General features: G+C 46.5%; 18 protein-coding genes. All 18 read left to right on the top strand.

The genetic code is table 11. The features are described from left to right. Nucleotides 1-128 precede the first annotated feature (128 nt). Nucleotides 129-791: an L-serine ammonia-lyase, iron-sulfur-dependent subunit beta gene (sdaAB, locus tag AXI59_RS16155; RefSeq protein WP_061520484.1), complete on the top strand. Its 663-nt coding sequence runs from the start codon at nucleotides 129-131 to the stop codon at nucleotides 789-791. A 20-nt stretch (nucleotides 792-811) separates the two neighbouring features. Next, the gene (sdaAA, locus tag AXI59_RS16160; RefSeq protein WP_061528724.1) at nucleotides 812-1714 is read left to right on the top strand and encodes an L-serine ammonia-lyase, iron-sulfur-dependent, subunit alpha; all 903 of its coding nucleotides are present in this window, start codon (nucleotides 812-814) and stop codon (nucleotides 1712-1714) included. Next, nucleotides 1692-3740 carry an ATP-dependent DNA helicase RecG gene (gene recG, locus AXI59_RS16165; protein ID WP_061528725.1) on the top strand — a complete coding sequence of 683 codons (2049 nt, stop codon included), beginning with the start codon at nucleotides 1692-1694 and terminating at the stop codon, nucleotides 3738-3740. Before sdaAA ends, recG begins: the two co-directional genes overlap by 23 nt. A gap of 105 nt (nucleotides 3741-3845) precedes the next feature. Then, entirely contained in the window at nucleotides 3846-4412 is a 567-nt protein-coding gene (gene fapR, locus AXI59_RS16170) for a transcription factor FapR (RefSeq protein ID WP_061520487.1), read from the top strand. A gap of 13 nt (nucleotides 4413-4425) precedes the next feature. Then, nucleotides 4426-5424: a phosphate acyltransferase PlsX gene (plsX, locus tag AXI59_RS16175; RefSeq protein WP_061520488.1), complete on the top strand. Its 999-nt coding sequence runs from the start codon at nucleotides 4426-4428 to the stop codon at nucleotides 5422-5424. Nucleotides 5425-5442: 18 nt separating this feature from the next. Continuing rightward, nucleotides 5443-6396: an ACP S-malonyltransferase gene (gene fabD / locus AXI59_RS16180; protein ID WP_061528726.1), complete on the top strand. Its 954-nt coding sequence runs from the start codon at nucleotides 5443-5445 to the stop codon at nucleotides 6394-6396. Next, a complete protein-coding gene (fabG, locus tag AXI59_RS16185) occupies nucleotides 6389-7129 on the top strand; it encodes a 3-oxoacyl-[acyl-carrier-protein] reductase (RefSeq protein ID WP_061520490.1) in 741 nt (246 codons plus the stop codon). Before fabD ends, fabG begins: the two co-directional genes overlap by 8 nt. A gap of 85 nt (nucleotides 7130-7214) precedes the next feature. Then, nucleotides 7215-7448 carry an acyl carrier protein gene (gene acpP, locus AXI59_RS16190; protein ID WP_003154310.1) on the top strand — a complete coding sequence of 78 codons (234 nt, stop codon included), beginning with the start codon at nucleotides 7215-7217 and terminating at the stop codon, nucleotides 7446-7448. 138 nt (nucleotides 7449-7586) lie between these two features. Further along, on the top strand, nucleotides 7587-8336 hold the full coding sequence (rncS, locus tag AXI59_RS16195) for a ribonuclease III (RefSeq protein ID WP_061520491.1): 750 nt from the start codon (nucleotides 7587-7589) through the stop codon (nucleotides 8334-8336). A gap of 103 nt (nucleotides 8337-8439) precedes the next feature. Next, nucleotides 8440-12000 (top strand): chromosome segregation protein SMC, encoded by a 3561-nt coding sequence (gene smc, locus AXI59_RS16200; protein ID WP_061528727.1) that lies wholly within the window; start codon nucleotides 8440-8442, stop codon nucleotides 11998-12000. Between the two features lie 19 nt (nucleotides 12001-12019). Continuing rightward, nucleotides 12020-13009, top strand: coding sequence for a signal recognition particle-docking protein FtsY (ftsY, locus tag AXI59_RS16205; protein WP_061520493.1), 990 nt, complete (start codon nucleotides 12020-12022; stop codon nucleotides 13007-13009). Nucleotides 13010-13215: 206 nt separating this feature from the next. After that, nucleotides 13216-13548, top strand: coding sequence for a putative DNA-binding protein (locus tag AXI59_RS16210; protein WP_061520494.1), 333 nt, complete (start codon nucleotides 13216-13218; stop codon nucleotides 13546-13548). Between the two features lie 13 nt (nucleotides 13549-13561). Beyond that, a complete protein-coding gene (ffh, locus tag AXI59_RS16215) occupies nucleotides 13562-14902 on the top strand; it encodes a signal recognition particle protein (protein WP_061520495.1) in 1341 nt (446 codons plus the stop codon). Between the two features lie 105 nt (nucleotides 14903-15007). Further along, nucleotides 15008-15280 (top strand): 30S ribosomal protein S16, encoded by a 273-nt coding sequence (gene rpsP / locus AXI59_RS16220; RefSeq protein ID WP_061520496.1) that lies wholly within the window; start codon nucleotides 15008-15010, stop codon nucleotides 15278-15280. After that, the gene (locus AXI59_RS16225) at nucleotides 15280-15525 is read left to right on the top strand and encodes a KH domain-containing protein (protein WP_061520497.1); all 246 of its coding nucleotides are present in this window, start codon (nucleotides 15280-15282) and stop codon (nucleotides 15523-15525) included. Before rpsP ends, AXI59_RS16225 begins: the two co-directional genes overlap by 1 nt. Before the next feature lie 88 nt (nucleotides 15526-15613). Then, nucleotides 15614-16000, top strand: coding sequence for a YlqD family protein (locus AXI59_RS16230; RefSeq protein WP_061520498.1), 387 nt, complete (start codon nucleotides 15614-15616; stop codon nucleotides 15998-16000). 4 nt (nucleotides 16001-16004) lie between these two features. After that, on the top strand, nucleotides 16005-16529 hold the full coding sequence (rimM, locus tag AXI59_RS16235) for a ribosome maturation factor RimM (protein WP_061520499.1): 525 nt from the start codon (nucleotides 16005-16007) through the stop codon (nucleotides 16527-16529). Then, nucleotides 16526-17257 carry a tRNA (guanosine(37)-N1)-methyltransferase TrmD gene (gene trmD / locus AXI59_RS16240; protein WP_061520500.1) on the top strand — a complete coding sequence of 244 codons (732 nt, stop codon included), beginning with the start codon at nucleotides 16526-16528 and terminating at the stop codon, nucleotides 17255-17257. Before rimM ends, trmD begins: the two co-directional genes overlap by 4 nt. Nucleotides 17258-17317: the final 60 nt, after the last annotated feature.

The following is a 17317-nucleotide window of genomic DNA, read 5'->3' on the forward strand; positions in this document are numbered from 1 at the left end:
GCTTTTCAGGCCCTTCTATTCTTATGCCTTTATTTACCTGCGGCAGTCCGCCGGCTTGCCAATTTATAAATGATCAATTAGTCTAAAGAAAAGCGCTGAAGAAGTGATGATAAGGAGGAACAAACAGCATGAAGTATAGGAGCGTTTTTGATATTATCGGTCCGGTGATGATCGGCCCGTCCAGCTCACATACCGCAGGAGCCGCACGAATCGGCAGAGTGGCCAGAAGTTTATTCAGGCGGGAGCCCCGGCGTATCGTTGTATCCTTTTACGGATCATTTGCGGAAACGTACAAAGGGCATGGCACGGATGTCGCCATTATCGGCGGCCTGCTTGATTTTGATACATTTGACGAACGAATTAAAACAGCAATTCAAATCGCTGAAGACAAGGGCATACATGTCGAGTTTCGCACTGAAGATGCCGTGCCCGTTCACCCGAACACGGCGCGAATCGTGATTTCGGATGATGAGGGAGAGCTTGCCCTTACCGGTATTTCAATCGGCGGAGGGAAAATAGAAATAACGGAATTAAACGGTTTTGAACTGCGTCTCTCAGGAAACCACCCGGCCATTTTAGTGGTTCATAATGATAAGTTCGGCACCATTGCGGGGGTTGCCAACGTACTAGCGAAATTCTCCATCAATGTCGGCCATATGGAAGTTGCCCGCAAAGACGTCGGACAGCTTGCGCTGATGACGATTGAAGTCGATCAGAATATTGATGAAGAAGTGCTTGACGAACTTTCAACACTGCCGAATATTATTCAGGTTACTAAGATAGCTGACTAAAAAGTCAGGAGGAATATGACATGTTTCGTAATGTAAAAGAATTAATCGAAATCACAAAAGAAAAACAAATTCCGATCTCAGAAGTCATGATTACGCAAGAGATGGAAGTTACCCAGAAAACGAGAGAAGAGATCTTTCAAGGGATGGAGCGCAACCTCTCCGTCATGGAGGCCGCAGTCGAAAAAGGGCTCAATGGCGTCACAAGCCAAACCGGATTAACGGGCGGAGATGCGGTAAAGCTTCAGGCGTACATTCAATCAGGAAAGAGCCTGTCAGGCAATCTTATTTTAGATGCCGTTTCAAAAGCGGTAGCGACAAATGAAGTCAATGCTGCGATGGGAACGATCTGCGCGACTCCGACTGCCGGCTCGGCGGGTGTTGTGCCGGGAACTTTATTTGCCGTAAAGCATAAGCTGAACCCGACGACGGAACAAATGATCCGATTTCTTTTTACAGCCGGCGCTTTCGGCTTTGTCGTTGCGAATAATGCGAGTATTTCAGGAGCGGCCGGCGGCTGTCAGGCAGAAGTAGGATCGGCTTCCGGGATGGCTGCGGCTGCGATTGTAGAAATGGCCGGCGGCACGCCTGAACAATCCGCTGAAGCGATGGCGATTACGCTTAAAAATATGCTCGGACTCGTTTGTGACCCCGTTGCAGGCTTGGTTGAAGTGCCTTGCGTCAAACGGAACGCGATGGGTGCATCCAACGCAATGATTGCGGCAGATATGGCGCTTGCCGGCATCACAAGCCGTATCCCTTGCGATGAGGTCATTGACGCGATGTATAAAATCGGCCAAACGATGCCGACTGCACTTCGAGAAACGGGACAAGGCGGTTTAGCCGCGACACCGACGGGAAGAGAATTAGAGAAAAAAATATTCGGAGGAGCGCTAAAGACAAGTGAAACAACATCAGCAAACTAGTTTAGCGGATATTAAGGGCATTGGGCCGGAAACAGAAAAAACATTACACGAACTAGGTATATATGATATTTCTGATCTTCTGAATTATTTCCCTTACCGTTATGATGACTATGAGCTGAGGGATTTAGAAGAAGTGAAACATGAAGAAAGAGTCACCGTAGAAGGGAAGGTTCATTCAGAACCTTCTCTTACCTATTACGGCAAAAAACGAAACAGGCTCACATTCAGAGTGCTTGTCGGAAACTATTTAATTACGGCCGTTTGTTTTAACCGCCCGTACTTAAAAAAGAAGCTGTCACTCGGTTCGGTCGTCACGATATCAGGAAAATGGGACAAACACAGGCAGACCGTTTCGGTGCAGGAATTAAAAAACGGCCCGCACCAAGAAGACAAAAGCATTGAGCCCGTATATTCCGTAAAAGAAAACATCACCGTTAAAATGATGAGGCGGTTTATCAAGGAAGCGCTGCAGCATCATCTTGATGCGGCTGCTGACCCGCTTCCTGAGAAACTGAGAGTCCGCTACAAACTGCCTGATTACCGCCATGCCTTGCAGACGATGCACCAGCCGGAAACGAGAGAATCTTTACAGCAGGCCAGACGCCGGTTTGTCTATGAAGAATTTTTAATATTCCAGCTGAAGATGCAGGCGTTCCGAAAGGCGGAAAGAGAACAATCAGAAGGTATCAGCCATTCGTTTCCAGCCGAAAAGCTCACTGCCTTTGTCGACAGCCTGCCCTTTTCGCTCACAAATGCCCAGACCAGTGTGCTGCGTGAAATTACGGCGGATATGACATCGCCTTACAGAATGAACCGTCTCCTGCAAGGCGATGTCGGGTCAGGGAAAACGGCTGTCGCCGCTATCGCTTTATATGCCGCGATTCTCTCTGGATATCAAGGGGCTTTAATGGTGCCGACGGAAATCCTTGCTGAACAGCATGCCGACTCCCTCGTCTCTTTATTTGCGAAAGAAGATGTCAACATTGCCCTTTTGACCAGCTCCGTAAAAGGAAAGCGGCGCAGGGAGCTGCTGGAGCGTCTTGCCCTCGGAGAGATTGATATTCTTGTAGGCACTCACGCCTTAATTCAGGATGAAGTAGAATTTAAAGCTTTAAGCCTTGTCATTACGGACGAACAGCACAGGTTCGGAGTCGAGCAGCGCAAAAAGCTCAGAAATAAAGGCCAAGACCCGGATGTGCTGTTTATGACCGCCACGCCGATACCGAGGACTCTTGCCATTACCGTTTTCGGAGAAATGGACGTATCCGTTATTGATGAAATGCCTGCCGGGCGGAAACAAATTGAAACCTATTGGGTAAAGCATGACATGCTGGAGCGGATTTTGGCTTTTATAGAAAAAGAGCTGAAGCAGGGAAGACAGGCATATATCATTTGCCCGCTTATTGAAGAATCGGACAAGCTTGATGTGCAGAATGCAATTGATGTGTACAACATGCTCTCTGACGTTTACCGCGGAAAATGGAATGTCGGCCTGATGCACGGCAAGCTCCATTCTGATGAAAAAGACCGGGTCATGAGAGATTTCAGCGCCAACCATTGCCAAATTCTTGTTTCAACAACAGTGGTGGAAGTCGGGGTAAACGTTCCGAATGCGACCATCATGGTCATTTATGATGCCGATCGCTTCGGTTTATCACAGCTTCACCAGCTTCGCGGCCGGGTCGGCCGGGGAGAGCACCAGTCCTTTTGTATCTTGATGGCCGATCCGAAATCTGAAACCGGCAAAGAACGGATGAGAATCATGTCGGAGACAAACGACGGCTTTGAGCTGTCGGAAAAAGACTTAGAGCTGCGCGGGCCCGGCGACTTCTTCGGGAAGAAACAAAGCGGAATGCCTGAATTCAAAGTGGCTGATATGGTTCATGATTACAGAGCGCTGGAAACGGCCCGGCAGGATGCGGCGAACCTTGTATCCTCAGGGGCTTTCTGGAAAGATGACGAATACCGCGTGCTGCGGGATTACTTAATCTCAAGCGGGGTCCTTGAAGGTGAGAAATTAAGCTGATCCGGAAATTTTGGTTTTCTTCATAAACAATCATTGCATTCCAATCTATGAAATTATATACTACTATTAGTACCTAGTCTTAATTGTCCGGATGGTGTTTAATGAATGAGAAGAAATAAGAAAGAACGCCAAAAGTTATTACAGCAGACGATCAAATCGACACCCTTCATCACAGATGAAGAATTAGCGGGGAAATTCGGAGTAAGCATTCAGACGATCCGTTTGGACCGCTTAGAGCTCTCCATACCGGAGCTTAGAGAAAGAATTAAAAACGTGGCAGAACAAACACTTGAAGATGAAGTGAAGTCACTGCCGTTAGATGAAGTGATTGGAGAAATCATTGATCTGGAGCTTGACGGCCAGGCCATTTCTATATTTGAAGTAAGACGAGAGCATGTCTTCAGCCGCAATCAAATTGCGCGGGGGCATCATTTGTTTGCACAGGCGAACTCACTCGCCGTAGCCGTTATTGATGATGAACTGGCGCTGACCGCAAGCGCGCATATCCGTTTTACAAGACAGGTAAAAGAAGGAGAACGCGTCGTTGCAAAAGCAAAGGTGACGGCTGTCGAAAAAGAAAAAGGCAGAACGGTAGTCGAAGTCAACAGCTATGTAGGAGAAGAAGTCGTTTTCTCGGGGGATTTTGACATGTACCGTTCAAAACAATCATAAAGGTGGAGCATGCATGAGAATAGCTGTAGATGCAATGGGAGGCGACAACGCACCCAAAGCTGTTATTGACGGAGTAATGAAGAGTATAGAGGCTTTTGACGATCTTCATATTACGCTTGTCGGTGACAAGACAACAATAGAATCACATTTGCCAACAACATCAGACCGCATCACCGTATTGCACGCCGATGAAGTGATTGAACCGACGGACGAACCGGTTCGCGCCGTACGCAGAAAGAAAAATTCTTCCATGGTGCTGATGGCGCAGGAAGTGGCAGAAAACAGAGCGGACGCCTGCATTTCAGCGGGGAATACGGGAGCGCTGATGACAGCGGGGCTGTTTATCGTCGGGAGAATTAAAGGAATTGACCGTCCGGCGCTCGCGCCGACGCTTCCGACCGTATCAGGGGACGGTTTCCTTCTTCTTGACGTGGGAGCCAATGTAGATGCCAAACCCGAACATCTTGTCCAGTATGCGATTATGGGTTCTGTCTATGCCCGGCAGGTTCTCGGTGTATCCTCACCGCGTATCGGCTTATTAAATGTCGGCACGGAAGAGAAGAAAGGAAACGAGCTGACGAAAAAGACTTTTGAATTATTAAAAGAAACAAACGTCAATTTCGTCGGAAATGTTGAAGCGAGAGACCTGTTAGAAGGCGCTGCCGATGTCATTGTCACAGACGGCTTTACGGGGAATGTCACGCTGAAAACATTGGAAGGTTCGGCTTTATCCATTTTCAAAATGCTGAAAGACACGCTTACATCAAGTTTCGCATCAAAGCTTGCAGCCGGGGTGCTGAAACCGAAACTGATGGAAATGAAGCTTAAAATGGATTATTCTGAATACGGCGGAGCGAGCCTTTTCGGATTAAAAGCGCCTGTCATTAAAGCGCACGGATCTTCTGACGCCCGCGCCGTTTACCATGCGGTACGCCAGGCGAGAGAAATGGTCAGCCAAAATGTAGCTGCATTTATTGAAGAAGAAGTAAAAGAAGAAAAAACAGATGAGTAGTCTGGAGGTTACCGCATCATGAGTAAGATTGCATTTTTATTTCCCGGACAGGGATCACAATTTATCGGTATGGGAAAAGACTTGTATGAACGGGAAGAAGCATCAAAGCGTATTTTTGATGAAGCGGACGAGACGCTTGAAACAAAGCTCAGCTCGCTGATTTTTGAAGGAGACGCCAGTGAATTAACTCTTACATATAACGCGCAGCCCGCGCTGTTAACAACAAGCATTGCCGTATTAGAAAAATTTAAAGAATCCGGCATCACGCCTGATTTTACAGCCGGTCACAGCCTCGGCGAATATTCAGCGCTTGTTGCTGCTGGAGCGATGTCATTTAAAGATGCCGTCTACACTGTCAGGAAACGCGGAGAATTTATGAACGAAGCGGTACCGGCAGGAGAAGGGGCGATGGCGGCGATTCTCGGAATGGACTCAGAAGTCTTGAAGAAGGTCACGGATCAAGTGACTGAAAAAGGCCATCTCGTGCAGCTTGCCAACCTGAACTGCCCTGGCCAGATCGTGATTTCCGGAACGGCAAAAGGCGTGGAGCTTGCTTCAGAAGAGGCGAAAAACAACGGGGCCAAACGCGCCATTCCGCTGGAGGTTAGCGGTCCTTTCCACTCTGAATTAATGAAACCCGCTGCACAAAAGCTTGAAGAGGTGCTTGACGCCTGCGACTTAAAAGACGCCGCTGTCCCGGTCATTTCAAATGTTTCCGCAGATGTCATGACCGAAAAAGACGATATCAAGAAAAAACTGATCGAACAGCTTTATTCACCTGTACGCTTTGAAGAAACCGTCAACAAGCTGATTGACGAAGGCGTGACGACTTTTATTGAAATCGGGCCCGGAAAAGTGCTTTCAGGGCTTGTGAAAAAAGTAAACCGCCGCTTAAAAACAATTGCGGTTTCCGATCATGAGACGATTGAATTGGCGATTCAAACGCTGAAGGAGGAGAATCAGGATGCTTAATGAAAAAACGGCAGTCGTGACAGGAGCGTCACGCGGCATCGGACGGGCCATCGCGCTTGACCTTGCGAAAAACGGCGCAAATGTTGTGGTCAATTATTCAGGCAATGAAGCGAAAGCAAATGAAGTGGTGGATGAGATTAAATCATTGGGCCGAAACGCGATCGCGGTAAAAGCAGATGTATCAAATCCCGAAGAAGTACAAAACATGATGAAAGAAGCTATCGCAGAATTTTCTTCTATTGACATTCTCGTGAACAATGCGGGCATTACGAAAGATAATTTATTGATGAGAATGAAAGAAAATGAATGGGATGACGTCATTAACATTAACCTAAAGGGTGTATTCAACTGCACAAAAGCTGTGACAAGACAGATGATGAAGCAGCGCTCCGGCCGGATTATCAATGTATCATCCATCGTCGGCGTCAGCGGAAACCCCGGTCAGGCCAACTATGTGGCGGCAAAAGCTGGTGTGATCGGCTTGACCAAATCATCAGCCAAAGAGCTTGCAAGCCGCAATATCACTGTAAATGCCATTGCGCCGGGCTTTATTTCCACAGATATGACGGACAAGCTTTCTAAAGAAGTCCAAGATGAAATGCTTAAGCAGATTCCGCTCGCGCGTTTCGGTGATCCGGGTGATGTCAGCAGCGTTGTGACGTTCCTGGCTTCTGAAGGAGCGCGTTATATGACGGGCCAGACCCTTCATATTGACGGCGGAATGGTGATGTAAAGATTTGTTTTTAAAATTTCATCCTAGTTTCTCTAGTTTTTTAAAAACGAATCCACTATAATACTTTGAGGGGAGGTGAATTGCTATGGCAGATACATTAGAGCGTGTAACGAAAATCATCGTAGACCGCCTTGGCGTTGATGAAGCTGACGTCAAACTTGAAGCTTCTTTCAAGGAAGACTTAGGTGCTGATTCCCTAGATGTAGTTGAGCTTGTTATGGAACTTGAAGACGAGTTTGATATGGAGATTTCTGACGAAGATGCTGAAAAAATTGCAACAGTCGGCGACGCTGTGAACTACATACAAAACCAGCAATAAGCTGATGCTGAAAGTCCCGCCTAACCGCGGGGCTTTAGCCCTTTAATCGTGCGGTTATCAGCGTATGACGCTGTACGCGCTGCCGATTCCGTTTATGGTGAGGAGCGCGGTGAACCTGATGTGCCTATGGAGGTTACTATGTCAAAACACTCACATTTTAAAGATAAAAAAAAGTTCTATAAAAAAATAGAGCAATTTAAAGAGTTCCAAGAACGGATTTCGGTTCATTTTCAAAACGAGAAACTTTTGTATCAAGCATTTACACATTCATCTTATGTGAATGAGCATCGGAAAAAGCCGTATGAAGATAATGAAAGGCTTGAATTTTTAGGTGACGCTGTTTTGGAACTGACGATCTCCCAATTCTTATTTGCCAAATATCCGGCCATGAGTGAAGGAGATTTGACGAAGCTGAGAGCCGCTATCGTATGCGAGCCGTCACTCGTTTCCCTTGCCCACGAATTGTCCTTCGGCGATCTCGTGCTGCTTGGAAAAGGAGAAGAAATGACGGGCGGCAGAAAGCGTCCGGCGCTTTTAGCGGATGTGTTTGAAGCGTTTATCGGTGCGTTGTATCTGGATCAGGGCCTTGAGCCGGTTCAGCAATTCCTAAAAGTTTATGTATTCCCTAAAATAAACGATGGTGCTTTTTCTCATGTGATGGATTTTAAAAGCCAGCTTCAAGAATTTGTACAGCGAGACGGCAAAGGGTCGCTTGAGTACAAAATACTCAATGAAAAAGGGCCTGCCCATAACCGGGAATTCGAAGCCATCGTCTCTCTTAAAGGCGAATCGCTCGGTGTCGGTAACGGCCGCTCCAAAAAAGAAGCCGAGCAGCACGCAGCGCAGGAAGCTCTTGCAAAACTGCAAAAACACCATACGAAACAATAAAATCCCCCTGTATCTCCTAGGGGGATTTCAGTATGTTTGCCGACTGATATAAGCGTGTGATTATGATAATATTGAGATACTTATACGATAAGGAGGATCTAGGATGTTCCTCAAACGTTTAGACGTTATAGGATTTAAATCATTTGCAGAACGGATCTCCGTTGACTTTGTGAAAGGCGTCACGGCCGTTGTCGGACCGAACGGAAGCGGAAAAAGCAACATTACGGAAGCGATCCGCTGGGTGCTTGGCGAACAATCGGCCCGCTCGCTTCGCGGAGGGAAAATGGAGGATATTATTTTTGCCGGAAGTGACTCGCGCAAACGGCTGAACCTTGCTGAAGTCACTTTGACGCTTGATAATGAAGATCATTTTCTGCCGATTGATTTTCACGAAGTCAGTGTGACAAGACGGGTGTACCGATCAGGAGAAAGTGAATTTCTCATTAACAACCAGCAGTGCCGCCTGAAGGATATCATCGATTTATTTATGGATTCCGGGCTCGGAAAAGAAGCGTTTTCCATTATCAGCCAAGGGAAAGTCGAAGAAATCCTCAGCAGCAAGGCAGAAGACCGCCGCAGTATTTTTGAAGAAGCGGCTGGAGTGCTGAAATATAAAACAAGAAAGAAAAAAGCAGAAAACAAGCTGTTTGAGACGCAGGATAACTTAAACAGGGTGGAAGATATTCTTCACGAACTTGAAGGCCAGGTCGAACCGCTCAAAATCCAGGCATCTATCGCCAAAGATTACTTAGAGAAAAAGAAAGAGCTTGAGCACGTTGAAATTGCCCTCACCGCCTTTGATATCGAAGAGCTGCATGGAAAATGGTCGGGCTTAAAAGAAAAGGTGCACGCGGCAAAAGAAGAAGAGCTTGCAGAATCATCGGCAATATCGGCCAAAGAAGCGATGATTGAAGAGACGCGAGATAAAATTCACGCTCTTGACGAATCAGTAAACGAACTGCAGCAGGTTCTGCTCGTGACAAGTGAAGAGCTGGAAAAGCTCGAAGGCCGGAAAGAAGTCCTGAAAGAACGCAAAAAAAACGCCGCACAAAACCAAGAACAGCTTGAGGAAGCGGTTACGCACTATGAAAAAAAAGAAACCGAACTGAAAGCAAACATTTCGAAGCAGTCGGCTGTTTATGACAAGCTGCGGGCAGAAGTAAAACTATTAAAAGCCCAGGTAAAAGAAAAGCAGCAGGCCCTCAGTCTGCATAACGAAAACGTAGAAGAGAAAATTGAACAATTAAAAAGCGATTACTTTGAGCTGTTAAATGGTCAGGCGGCGATTCGGAATGAGCTTCAGCTTTTGGATGACCAAATGTCCCAATCAGCCGTTCAGCAGGCAAGACTGACGGCAAATAACGAAAAATACATCCAAGAACGAAAAGACATTTCTGTCCGAAAAGCGGCGTGTGAGGATGAACTGGCCCGCATTGAAGAGGATATTCACAATCAGGTCGGCAGATACCGCGACGTGCAGACGGCATATGAACAGAAAAAACGCCAATATGAAAAGAAAGAATCCGCGCTTTATCAGGCATATCAATTTGTCCAGCAGGCCAGATCAAAAAAGGATATGCTTGAAACAATGCAAGGTGACTTTTCAGGATTTTATCAAGGCGTAAAAGAAGTGCTGAAAGCAAAGGAGCAGCTCGGCGGAATCCGGGGTGCTGTTCTTGAACTGATCACAACCGAACAAAAATATGAAACGGCAATTGAAATCGCGCTCGGCGCAGCGGCGCAGCACGTCGTCACAGAAGATGAGCAGTCCGCGAGAAAAGCGATTCAGTATTTAAAACAGAATTCCTTTGGCCGCGCGACGTTTCTGCCGCTTACGGTCATCAAAAACCGCCAGCTGCAGTCTCGGGACGAGCAGGCGGCACAGGGGCATCCTTCTTTTCTAGGCGTGGCAAGCGAACTCGTCACATATGACCAGGCCTACCGAAACGTCATACAAAACCTGCTCGGCACGGTGCTGATTACCGAGAATTTAAAAGGCGCAAATGAACTGGCCAAGCTTCTCGGCCACCGCTACCGCATCGTCACGCTTGAGGGTGATGTCGTGAATCCCGGCGGGTCTATGACGGGCGGCGCGGTGAAAAAGAAAAACAATTCTTTGCTCGGCCGGAGCCGTGAGCTTGAAACGGTGACGGCGCGGCTTGCCGAAATGGAAGAAAAAACGGCTGCGCTTGAAAAAGAAGTCAAAACGCTGAAACAAGCCATTCAGGAACTTGAGAATACGCTTACCGGCTTGCGTGAAGACGGGGAAGCCTTCAGAAGCAAACAGCAGGATGTAAAAGGCCGGCTGTATGAACTCGAAGTCGCCGAAAAAAACATCAATACCCACCTGGAGCTTTATGATCAGGAGAAAGCGTCACTCACTGAAAACAGCCTGGAAAAACAGACGCGTAAATCGGAATTGGAAAAGCAGCTCGAAGAGGCATCAACCCAGCTGAAAGAGCTTGAAGAGGAAATGGACAGGCTGACAAAGCAAAAGCAAACCCAGTCCTCTACAAAAGAAACGCTCTCTCATGAACTGACAGAATGCAAAGTAGCAGCAGCCAAAAAAGAACAGGCATGCACGAGCGAAGAGGAAAATCTCACAAGGCTGAAAAAAGAGCTCGAAGAAACACAGCTTGCTCTACAAGAAACGAAAGAAGATTTAAGTTTCTTAACCTCTGAGATGACCTCAAGCACCAGCGGAGAAGAGCAGCTTGAAGAAGCGGCAAAGCATAAGCTGCACGATAAAACGAGAACGATTGAACTGATTGCGCTGCGGCGCGACCAGCGTGTCAAACTGCAGCGGGCCCTTGATACGAACGAGCTTGAGCTGAAAGAGATGAAGCGCCTGTACAAGCAAAAAACTGCCCTCCTGAAAGATGAAGAAGTAAAGCTTGGCCGGATGGAGGTGGAGCTCGATAATTTACTGCAATATTTACGGGAAGAATACAGCTTATCCTTTGAAGGGGCAAAAGAAAAGTTTCAGCTCGAAACAGAACCTGAAGAGGCCAGAAAACGGGTCAAGCTGATCAAGCTTTCAATAGAAGAGCTTGGAACGGTCAACCTCGGAAGCATCGATGAATTCGAAAGAGTCAATGAGCGGTATGAGTTTTTAACAGAGCAAAAAAATGATCTGACAGAAGCGAAAAATACGTTGTTCCAAGTCATTGAAGAGATGGATTCCGAAATGACGAAGCGTTTTCATGAGACGTTTGTCCAAATCCGTTCCCACTTTAATGACGTGTTCCGTTCCTTATTCGGGGGAGGACGCGCCGAACTGAAGCTTACCGATCCGAATGACCTTCTCAACTCAGGTGTGGACATCATCGCGCAGCCCCCGGGGAAAAAACTGCAAAACTTAAATCTTTTGTCGGGAGGAGAACGCGCGCTTACGGCCATTGCCCTCTTGTTCTCCATTTTGAAGGTAAGGCCTGTGCCGTTTTGCGTTCTTGATGAAGTCGAAGCTGCGCTTGATGAAGCCAATGTATTCAGGTTTGCTCAATACTTAAAGAAATACAGCGGCGACAGCCAGTTTATCGTCATCACCCACAGAAAAGGCACGATGGAAGAAGCGGATGTCCTTTACGGCGTCACCATGCAGGAATCCGGCGTCTCCAAGATGGTTTCAGTAAAACTGGAAGAAACAAAAGAATTCGTTCAGTAACGAGGAAAGAGGTTGAAAGATGAGCTTTTTTAAAAAATTAAAAGAGAAAATCACGAAACAGACAGACTCTGTATCTGAAAAATTTAAAGAGGGGCTTGAAAAAACAAGAAACTCTTTCTCAAATAAAGTGAACGATCTCGTCTCCCGCTATCGGAAAGTCGACGAAGACTTTTTTGAAGAGCTTGAGGAATTGCTGATCAGCGCGGACGTAGGCTTTACAACAGTAATGGAGCTGATTGACGAGCTGAAAAAAGAAGTGAAGCTGAAGAATATCCAAGATCCTCAGGAAGTTCAATCCGTTATTTCTGAAAAGCTTGTCGAGATTTATAACAGCGGCGACGAACAAATTTCTGAATTGAACATTCAGGACGGCCGCTTAAACGTCATCCTGCTTGTCGGCGTGAACGGCGTCGGAAAAACGACAACGATCGGTAAACTTGCCCATAAGCTGAAAAACGAGGGCAAGTCAGTCGTGCTGGCTGCCGGAGACACATTCAGAGCGGGAGCGATCGAACAGCTTGAAGTTTGGGGAGAACGGTCCGGTGTGCCTGTGATTAAGCAGGCTGCGGGAAGCGATCCTGCGGCGGTTATTTACGATGCCGTACATGCCGCAAAAGCAAGAGGAGCGGATGTGTTAATTTGTGATACGGCCGGCCGCCTCCAAAATAAAGTAAACTTAATGAAAGAGCTTGAAAAAGTGAAACGCGTCATTGAAAGAGAAGTGCCTGACGCGCCCCACGAGGTTCTGCTCGCTCTCGATGCGACGACAGGCCAAAATGCGATGGCGCAGGCTAAAGAATTCTCCAAAGCGACAAATGTGACGGGAATCGCGTTAACGAAGCTCGACGGAACCGCAAAAGGCGGCATTGTTTTGGCGATCCGCAATGAGCTCCACATTCCGGTTAAACTGGTCGGGCTCGGCGAAAAAGTCGATGATCTTCAGCCGTTTGATGCAGAATCGTACGTATACGGACTCTTTTCAGACTTAGTGGAAAATGCGGAAGAATAGACAGCCGTTTTCAGCCGGAGCATAACGCTCCGGCTTTTCGCTTACAGAAAGCCGCGGAATAAAATAAAAACGGCATAATATTCTAGAGAGAATGAAGGGATTTCGGCCGAATTTCTATTGACAAGATAAAAACTTGACAGTTGCTTTGAAACCATGTAAACTAAGTTTTTGTAAAGGGATTTGACTTAACAAAGGGGAGAGCTCAAATGTCGCTCGAAAAAACGACGAGAATGAACTATTTGTTTGACTTTTATCAGTCGTTGTTGACGTCAAAACAAAAGAGCTATATGTCGCTTTATTATTTGGACGATTTCTCCCTTGGTGAAATAGCCGAAGAGTATGACGTTTCAAGACAAGCCGTTTACGATAACATTAAACGGACAGAAGCGATGCTTGAACAATATGAAGAAAAACTGCTCCTTTTAAAGAAGTTTCAGGAGCGTAAAGAGATGTTTACAAAGCTGAAAGAGCTTTCTTCCGGCTTGCAGGAAGAAAAAGAAATGACGGCTCTGATTGAAGCGCTTGAGAAATTAGATTAGGAGGCGGCAAACAATGGCATTTGAAGGATTAGCCGACCGACTGCAAAAGACGATTTCAAAAATCCGCGGAAAAGGAAAAGTCAGCGAACAAGACGTTAAAGAGATGATGCGTGAAGTTCGTCTTGCGCTTCTTGAGGCTGACGTTAACTTTAAAGTCGTAAAGGATTTTGTGAAAAAAGTAAGTGAACGGGCCGTCGGGCAAGACGTCATGAAGAGTCTGACACCCGGACAGCAGGTTATTAAAGTCGTAAAAGAAGAGCTTACCGAGCTGATGGGCGGCGAAGAGAGCAAAATCGCCGTTGCCAAACGCCCGCCGACCGTTATTATGATGGTCGGCCTCCAAGGTGCCGGTAAAACGACAACCACGGGGAAGCTCGCCAATCTGCTGCGCAAAAAGCATAATCGCAAACCGCTGCTCGTGGCTGCGGATATTTACCGACCTGCTGCGATCAAGCAGCTGGAAACACTGGGGAAACAGCTTGATATGCCCGTTTTTTCACTCGGCGATCAGGTCAGCCCTGTGGAAATCGCCAGACAGGCGATTGAAAAAGCGAAGGAAGAACACTACGATTATGTGATCTTAGACACCGCCGGACGCCTGCACATTGATCATGAACTGATGGATGAGCTCGCCGGCGTGAAGGAAGTCGCAAATCCTGAGGAAATTTTCCTTGTCGTCGACTCAATGACCGGTCAGGACGCGGTAAACGTCGCCAAAAGCTTCAATGATCAGCTCGGATTAACCGGTGTTGTATTGACGAAGCTTGACGGGGATACCCGCGGCGGCGCGGCGCTTTCAATCCGCGCAGTGACAAACACGCCGATTAAGTTTGCAGGATTGGGAGAAAAACTCGACGCGCTTGAAGCGTTCCATCCTGAACGGATGGCTTCCCGGATTCTCGGAATGGGCGACGTGTTAACCTTGATCGAAAAAGCTCAGGCGACAGTCGATGAAGACAAAGCCAAAGAGCTTGAACAAAAAATGAGAACGATGAGCTTCACATTGGACGACTTTTTGGAACAGCTCGGTCAGGTCAGAAACATGGGCCCTCTTGACGAACTGCTGCAAATGATGCCCGGCGCAGGCAAAATGAAAGGCTTAAAAAACATCCAAGTGGATGAAAAACAGCTGAATCATGTAGAAGCGATCATTAAATCAATGACTGTTCTTGAAAAAGAACAGCCGGATATCATCAATGCCAGCCGGCGCAAGCGGATTGCGAAAGGAAGCGGAACATCCGTTCAGGAAGTCAACCGTCTTTTAAAGCAGTTTGAGGAAATGAAAAAAATGATGAAGCAAATGACAAACATGTCAAAAGGGAAGAAAAAAGGCTTTAAATTACCTTTTATGTAATCGGTTATACATGATAAAACCGTTGTTAAGAAAAAACACTTTACAAACACTTTTATCATTGTTAATATACTATCTTGTTGAAATATTTTCGGAGGTGCTAGTAAAATGGCAGTAAAAATTCGTTTAAAACGTATGGGAGCAAAAAAATCTCCTTTCTATCGTATTGTTGTAGCAGATTCTCGTTCACCGCGTGACGGCCGTTTCATCGAAACAGTCGGCACATACAACCCGGTTTCAAAACCGGCTGAAGTTAAAATTAACGAAGAGCTTGCTCTTAAATGGCTTCAAACAGGAGCTAAACCTTCTGACACAGTTCGCAACTTGTTCTCAAGCCAAGGAATTATGGAAAAATTCCACAACGCTAAACAAGGCAAGTAATGACTGATCAGCACTTGGAAGATTTGATTGTCAGTGTTGTGGCTCCGCTTGTCGACCATCCGGAAGACATCCGGGTCACAAAAGAAGAGACCGATCAAAAGATTGCGCTTCGCTTATCTGTCAATGAGTCAGATACCGGTAAAATTATCGGAAAGCAAGGCCGGACTGCAAAAGCGATTCGAACGGTTGTTTTTGCAGCTGGCGCACAGTCTTCTAAGAAAGTTCAATTTGAGATATTTGACTAAAAGGGAGAGGGCCGGCACCTCCCCTTTTTTTACACGTAAAAAAAGCAAATGAACAGAAATATGTTGGAAAAGTGGGGAGTCTGGTCCTATGCAGATTATTCACAGGGTAACCGTTATGCAGGTTCTGACCGAGCAAAGTAAAGAAAAGCTTTTGGCCTCTTTTGCAGAAAAAAAGCAAATGCTTGAACGAGAATGCAGCCAGCTCTATTTTCAGCTTAGAAAACATGAAAAAGATCAGCAGAATCCGGATGTGGCGGAATCTTTTAAAAAAGCCATTGAAAAAAGACAAGACAAAATCAAAATGATCGATTTCCAGATGAGCCAGACACACACGCTGCCGCTTGGAAGTGAAGTGAAGGAAAAGGAGATCGATGCGCTGCTTTCGATTGAAGTCGGTGATAACTGGCATGAAAAAACAGCGGCAAATACCATCGTCATAAAAGACGGGGTAGTAATTGAAATTCGCCCGAGGTGATGATATGACAAACAGATGGTTTAACGTAGGCAAAATTGTAAATACCCACGGCATTAAAGGTGAAGTGCGGGTTATTTCTAAAACGGACTTTGCCGAGGAGCGGTACAAGCCCGGCAATACGCTGTATTTGTTTATGGAAGGGGTGGCGGAGCCTGTAAAAGTAACAGTAAATACACACAGGCTTCATAAGCAGTTTCACCTGCTGCAATTCAAAGAAAGACCGAGCTTAAATGAGGTAGAGAATTTAAAAAACGCGATCATCAAAGTTCCGGAAGAAGATTTGGGAGAGCTTGAGGAAGACGAATTTTATTTTCATGAAATCATCGGCTGCGAGGTTGTTTCAGAAGACGGAGAGCTGATCGGCACAGTCAGGGAAATTTTGACACCGGGGGCTAATGACGTATGGGTTGTTGCAAGAAAAGGAAAAAAAGATGCGCTTATTCCGTATATCGCTTCCGTGGTAAAGGATATTAATATAAATGAGAAAAAAATTAAGATTCATGTAATGGAAGGGTTAATAGACGAATGAAAATCGACTTTTTAACACTGTTTCCCGAGATGTTTCAAGGTGTGCTCGGCTCATCCATCCTGCTGAAAGCGCAGGAAAAAGAAGCGGTGCGCTTTGATGTCATCAATTTCCGGGCCTTTTCTGATAATAAGCACCAAACGGTTGATGATTACCCGTACGGCGGGGGCGCAGGGATGGTGTTAAAGCCCCAGCCCGTCTTTGATGCGGTTGAAAAGCTGACGGCCGATACAGACGCTAAGCCGCGCATTATCCTCGTCTGCCCGCAAGGTGAGCGCTTTACGCAGAAGAAAGCGGAGGAGCTGGCGCGTGAGGAGCACTTGATGTTTATCTGCGGCCACTATGAAGGGTATGATGAACGAATCCGGGAGCATCTCGCAACAGATGAAATCTCGATCGGAGACTTTGTGCTGACGGGAGGGGAGCTTCCTGCGATGATGATTGCCGACAGTGTTGTCAGGCTTTTGCCGGGCGTTCTCGGGAAAGAAGCGTCCCACGTGGAGGATTCCTTCAGCACGGGACTTTTAGAGCATCCGCATTATACAAGGCCTGCAGACTATAAAGGTTTAAAAGTGCCAGATACCCTTCTTTCCGGCAATCACGCAAAAATAACAGAGTGGCGGAATAAAGAATCAATCAGGAGAACCTTTTTAAGGCGCCCGGATCTTCTTGAAAACTATCCACTTAGTGACGAACAAAGAAAATGGATTTCTGAGTGGGAAAACGAATAGATCCTATTGCACAGGCAATGAAGTTATGATATGATACTACTTGTGGCTTAAGAGGGCTTA

The organism is Bacillus nakamurai (assembly GCF_001584325.1).
Classification (GTDB): domain Bacteria; phylum Bacillota; class Bacilli; order Bacillales; family Bacillaceae; genus Bacillus; species Bacillus nakamurai.

What these genes read in the sequence shown, in the direction of transcription:
- sdaAB (WP_061520484.1), top strand. Translation starts at nt 129, where the DNA reads ATGAAGTATAGGAGCGTTTTTGATATTATCGGTCCGGTGATGATCGGC.
- sdaAA (WP_061528724.1), top strand. Translation starts at nt 812, where the DNA reads ATGTTTCGTAATGTAAAAGAATTAATCGAAATCACAAAAGAAAAACAA.
- fapR (WP_061520487.1), top strand. Translation starts at nt 3,846, where the DNA reads ATGAGAAGAAATAAGAAAGAACGCCAAAAGTTATTACAGCAGACGATC.
- plsX (WP_061520488.1), top strand. Translation starts at nt 4,426, where the DNA reads ATGAGAATAGCTGTAGATGCAATGGGAGGCGACAACGCACCCAAAGCT.
- fabD (WP_061528726.1), top strand. Translation starts at nt 5,443, where the DNA reads ATGAGTAAGATTGCATTTTTATTTCCCGGACAGGGATCACAATTTATC.
- fabG (WP_061520490.1), top strand. Translation starts at nt 6,389, where the DNA reads ATGCTTAATGAAAAAACGGCAGTCGTGACAGGAGCGTCACGCGGCATC.
- acpP (WP_003154310.1), top strand. Translation starts at nt 7,215, where the DNA reads ATGGCAGATACATTAGAGCGTGTAACGAAAATCATCGTAGACCGCCTT.
- rncS (WP_061520491.1), top strand. Translation starts at nt 7,587, where the DNA reads ATGTCAAAACACTCACATTTTAAAGATAAAAAAAAGTTCTATAAAAAA.
- smc (WP_061528727.1), top strand. Translation starts at nt 8,440, where the DNA reads ATGTTCCTCAAACGTTTAGACGTTATAGGATTTAAATCATTTGCAGAA.
- ftsY (WP_061520493.1), top strand. Translation starts at nt 12,020, where the DNA reads ATGAGCTTTTTTAAAAAATTAAAAGAGAAAATCACGAAACAGACAGAC.
- AXI59_RS16210 (WP_061520494.1), top strand. Translation starts at nt 13,216, where the DNA reads ATGTCGCTCGAAAAAACGACGAGAATGAACTATTTGTTTGACTTTTAT.
- ffh (WP_061520495.1), top strand. Translation starts at nt 13,562, where the DNA reads ATGGCATTTGAAGGATTAGCCGACCGACTGCAAAAGACGATTTCAAAA.
- rpsP (WP_061520496.1), top strand. Translation starts at nt 15,008, where the DNA reads ATGGCAGTAAAAATTCGTTTAAAACGTATGGGAGCAAAAAAATCTCCT.
- AXI59_RS16225 (WP_061520497.1), top strand. Translation starts at nt 15,280, where the DNA reads ATGACTGATCAGCACTTGGAAGATTTGATTGTCAGTGTTGTGGCTCCG.
- AXI59_RS16230 (WP_061520498.1), top strand. Translation starts at nt 15,614, where the DNA reads ATGCAGATTATTCACAGGGTAACCGTTATGCAGGTTCTGACCGAGCAA.
- rimM (WP_061520499.1), top strand. Translation starts at nt 16,005, where the DNA reads ATGACAAACAGATGGTTTAACGTAGGCAAAATTGTAAATACCCACGGC.
- trmD (WP_061520500.1), top strand. Translation starts at nt 16,526, where the DNA reads ATGAAAATCGACTTTTTAACACTGTTTCCCGAGATGTTTCAAGGTGTG.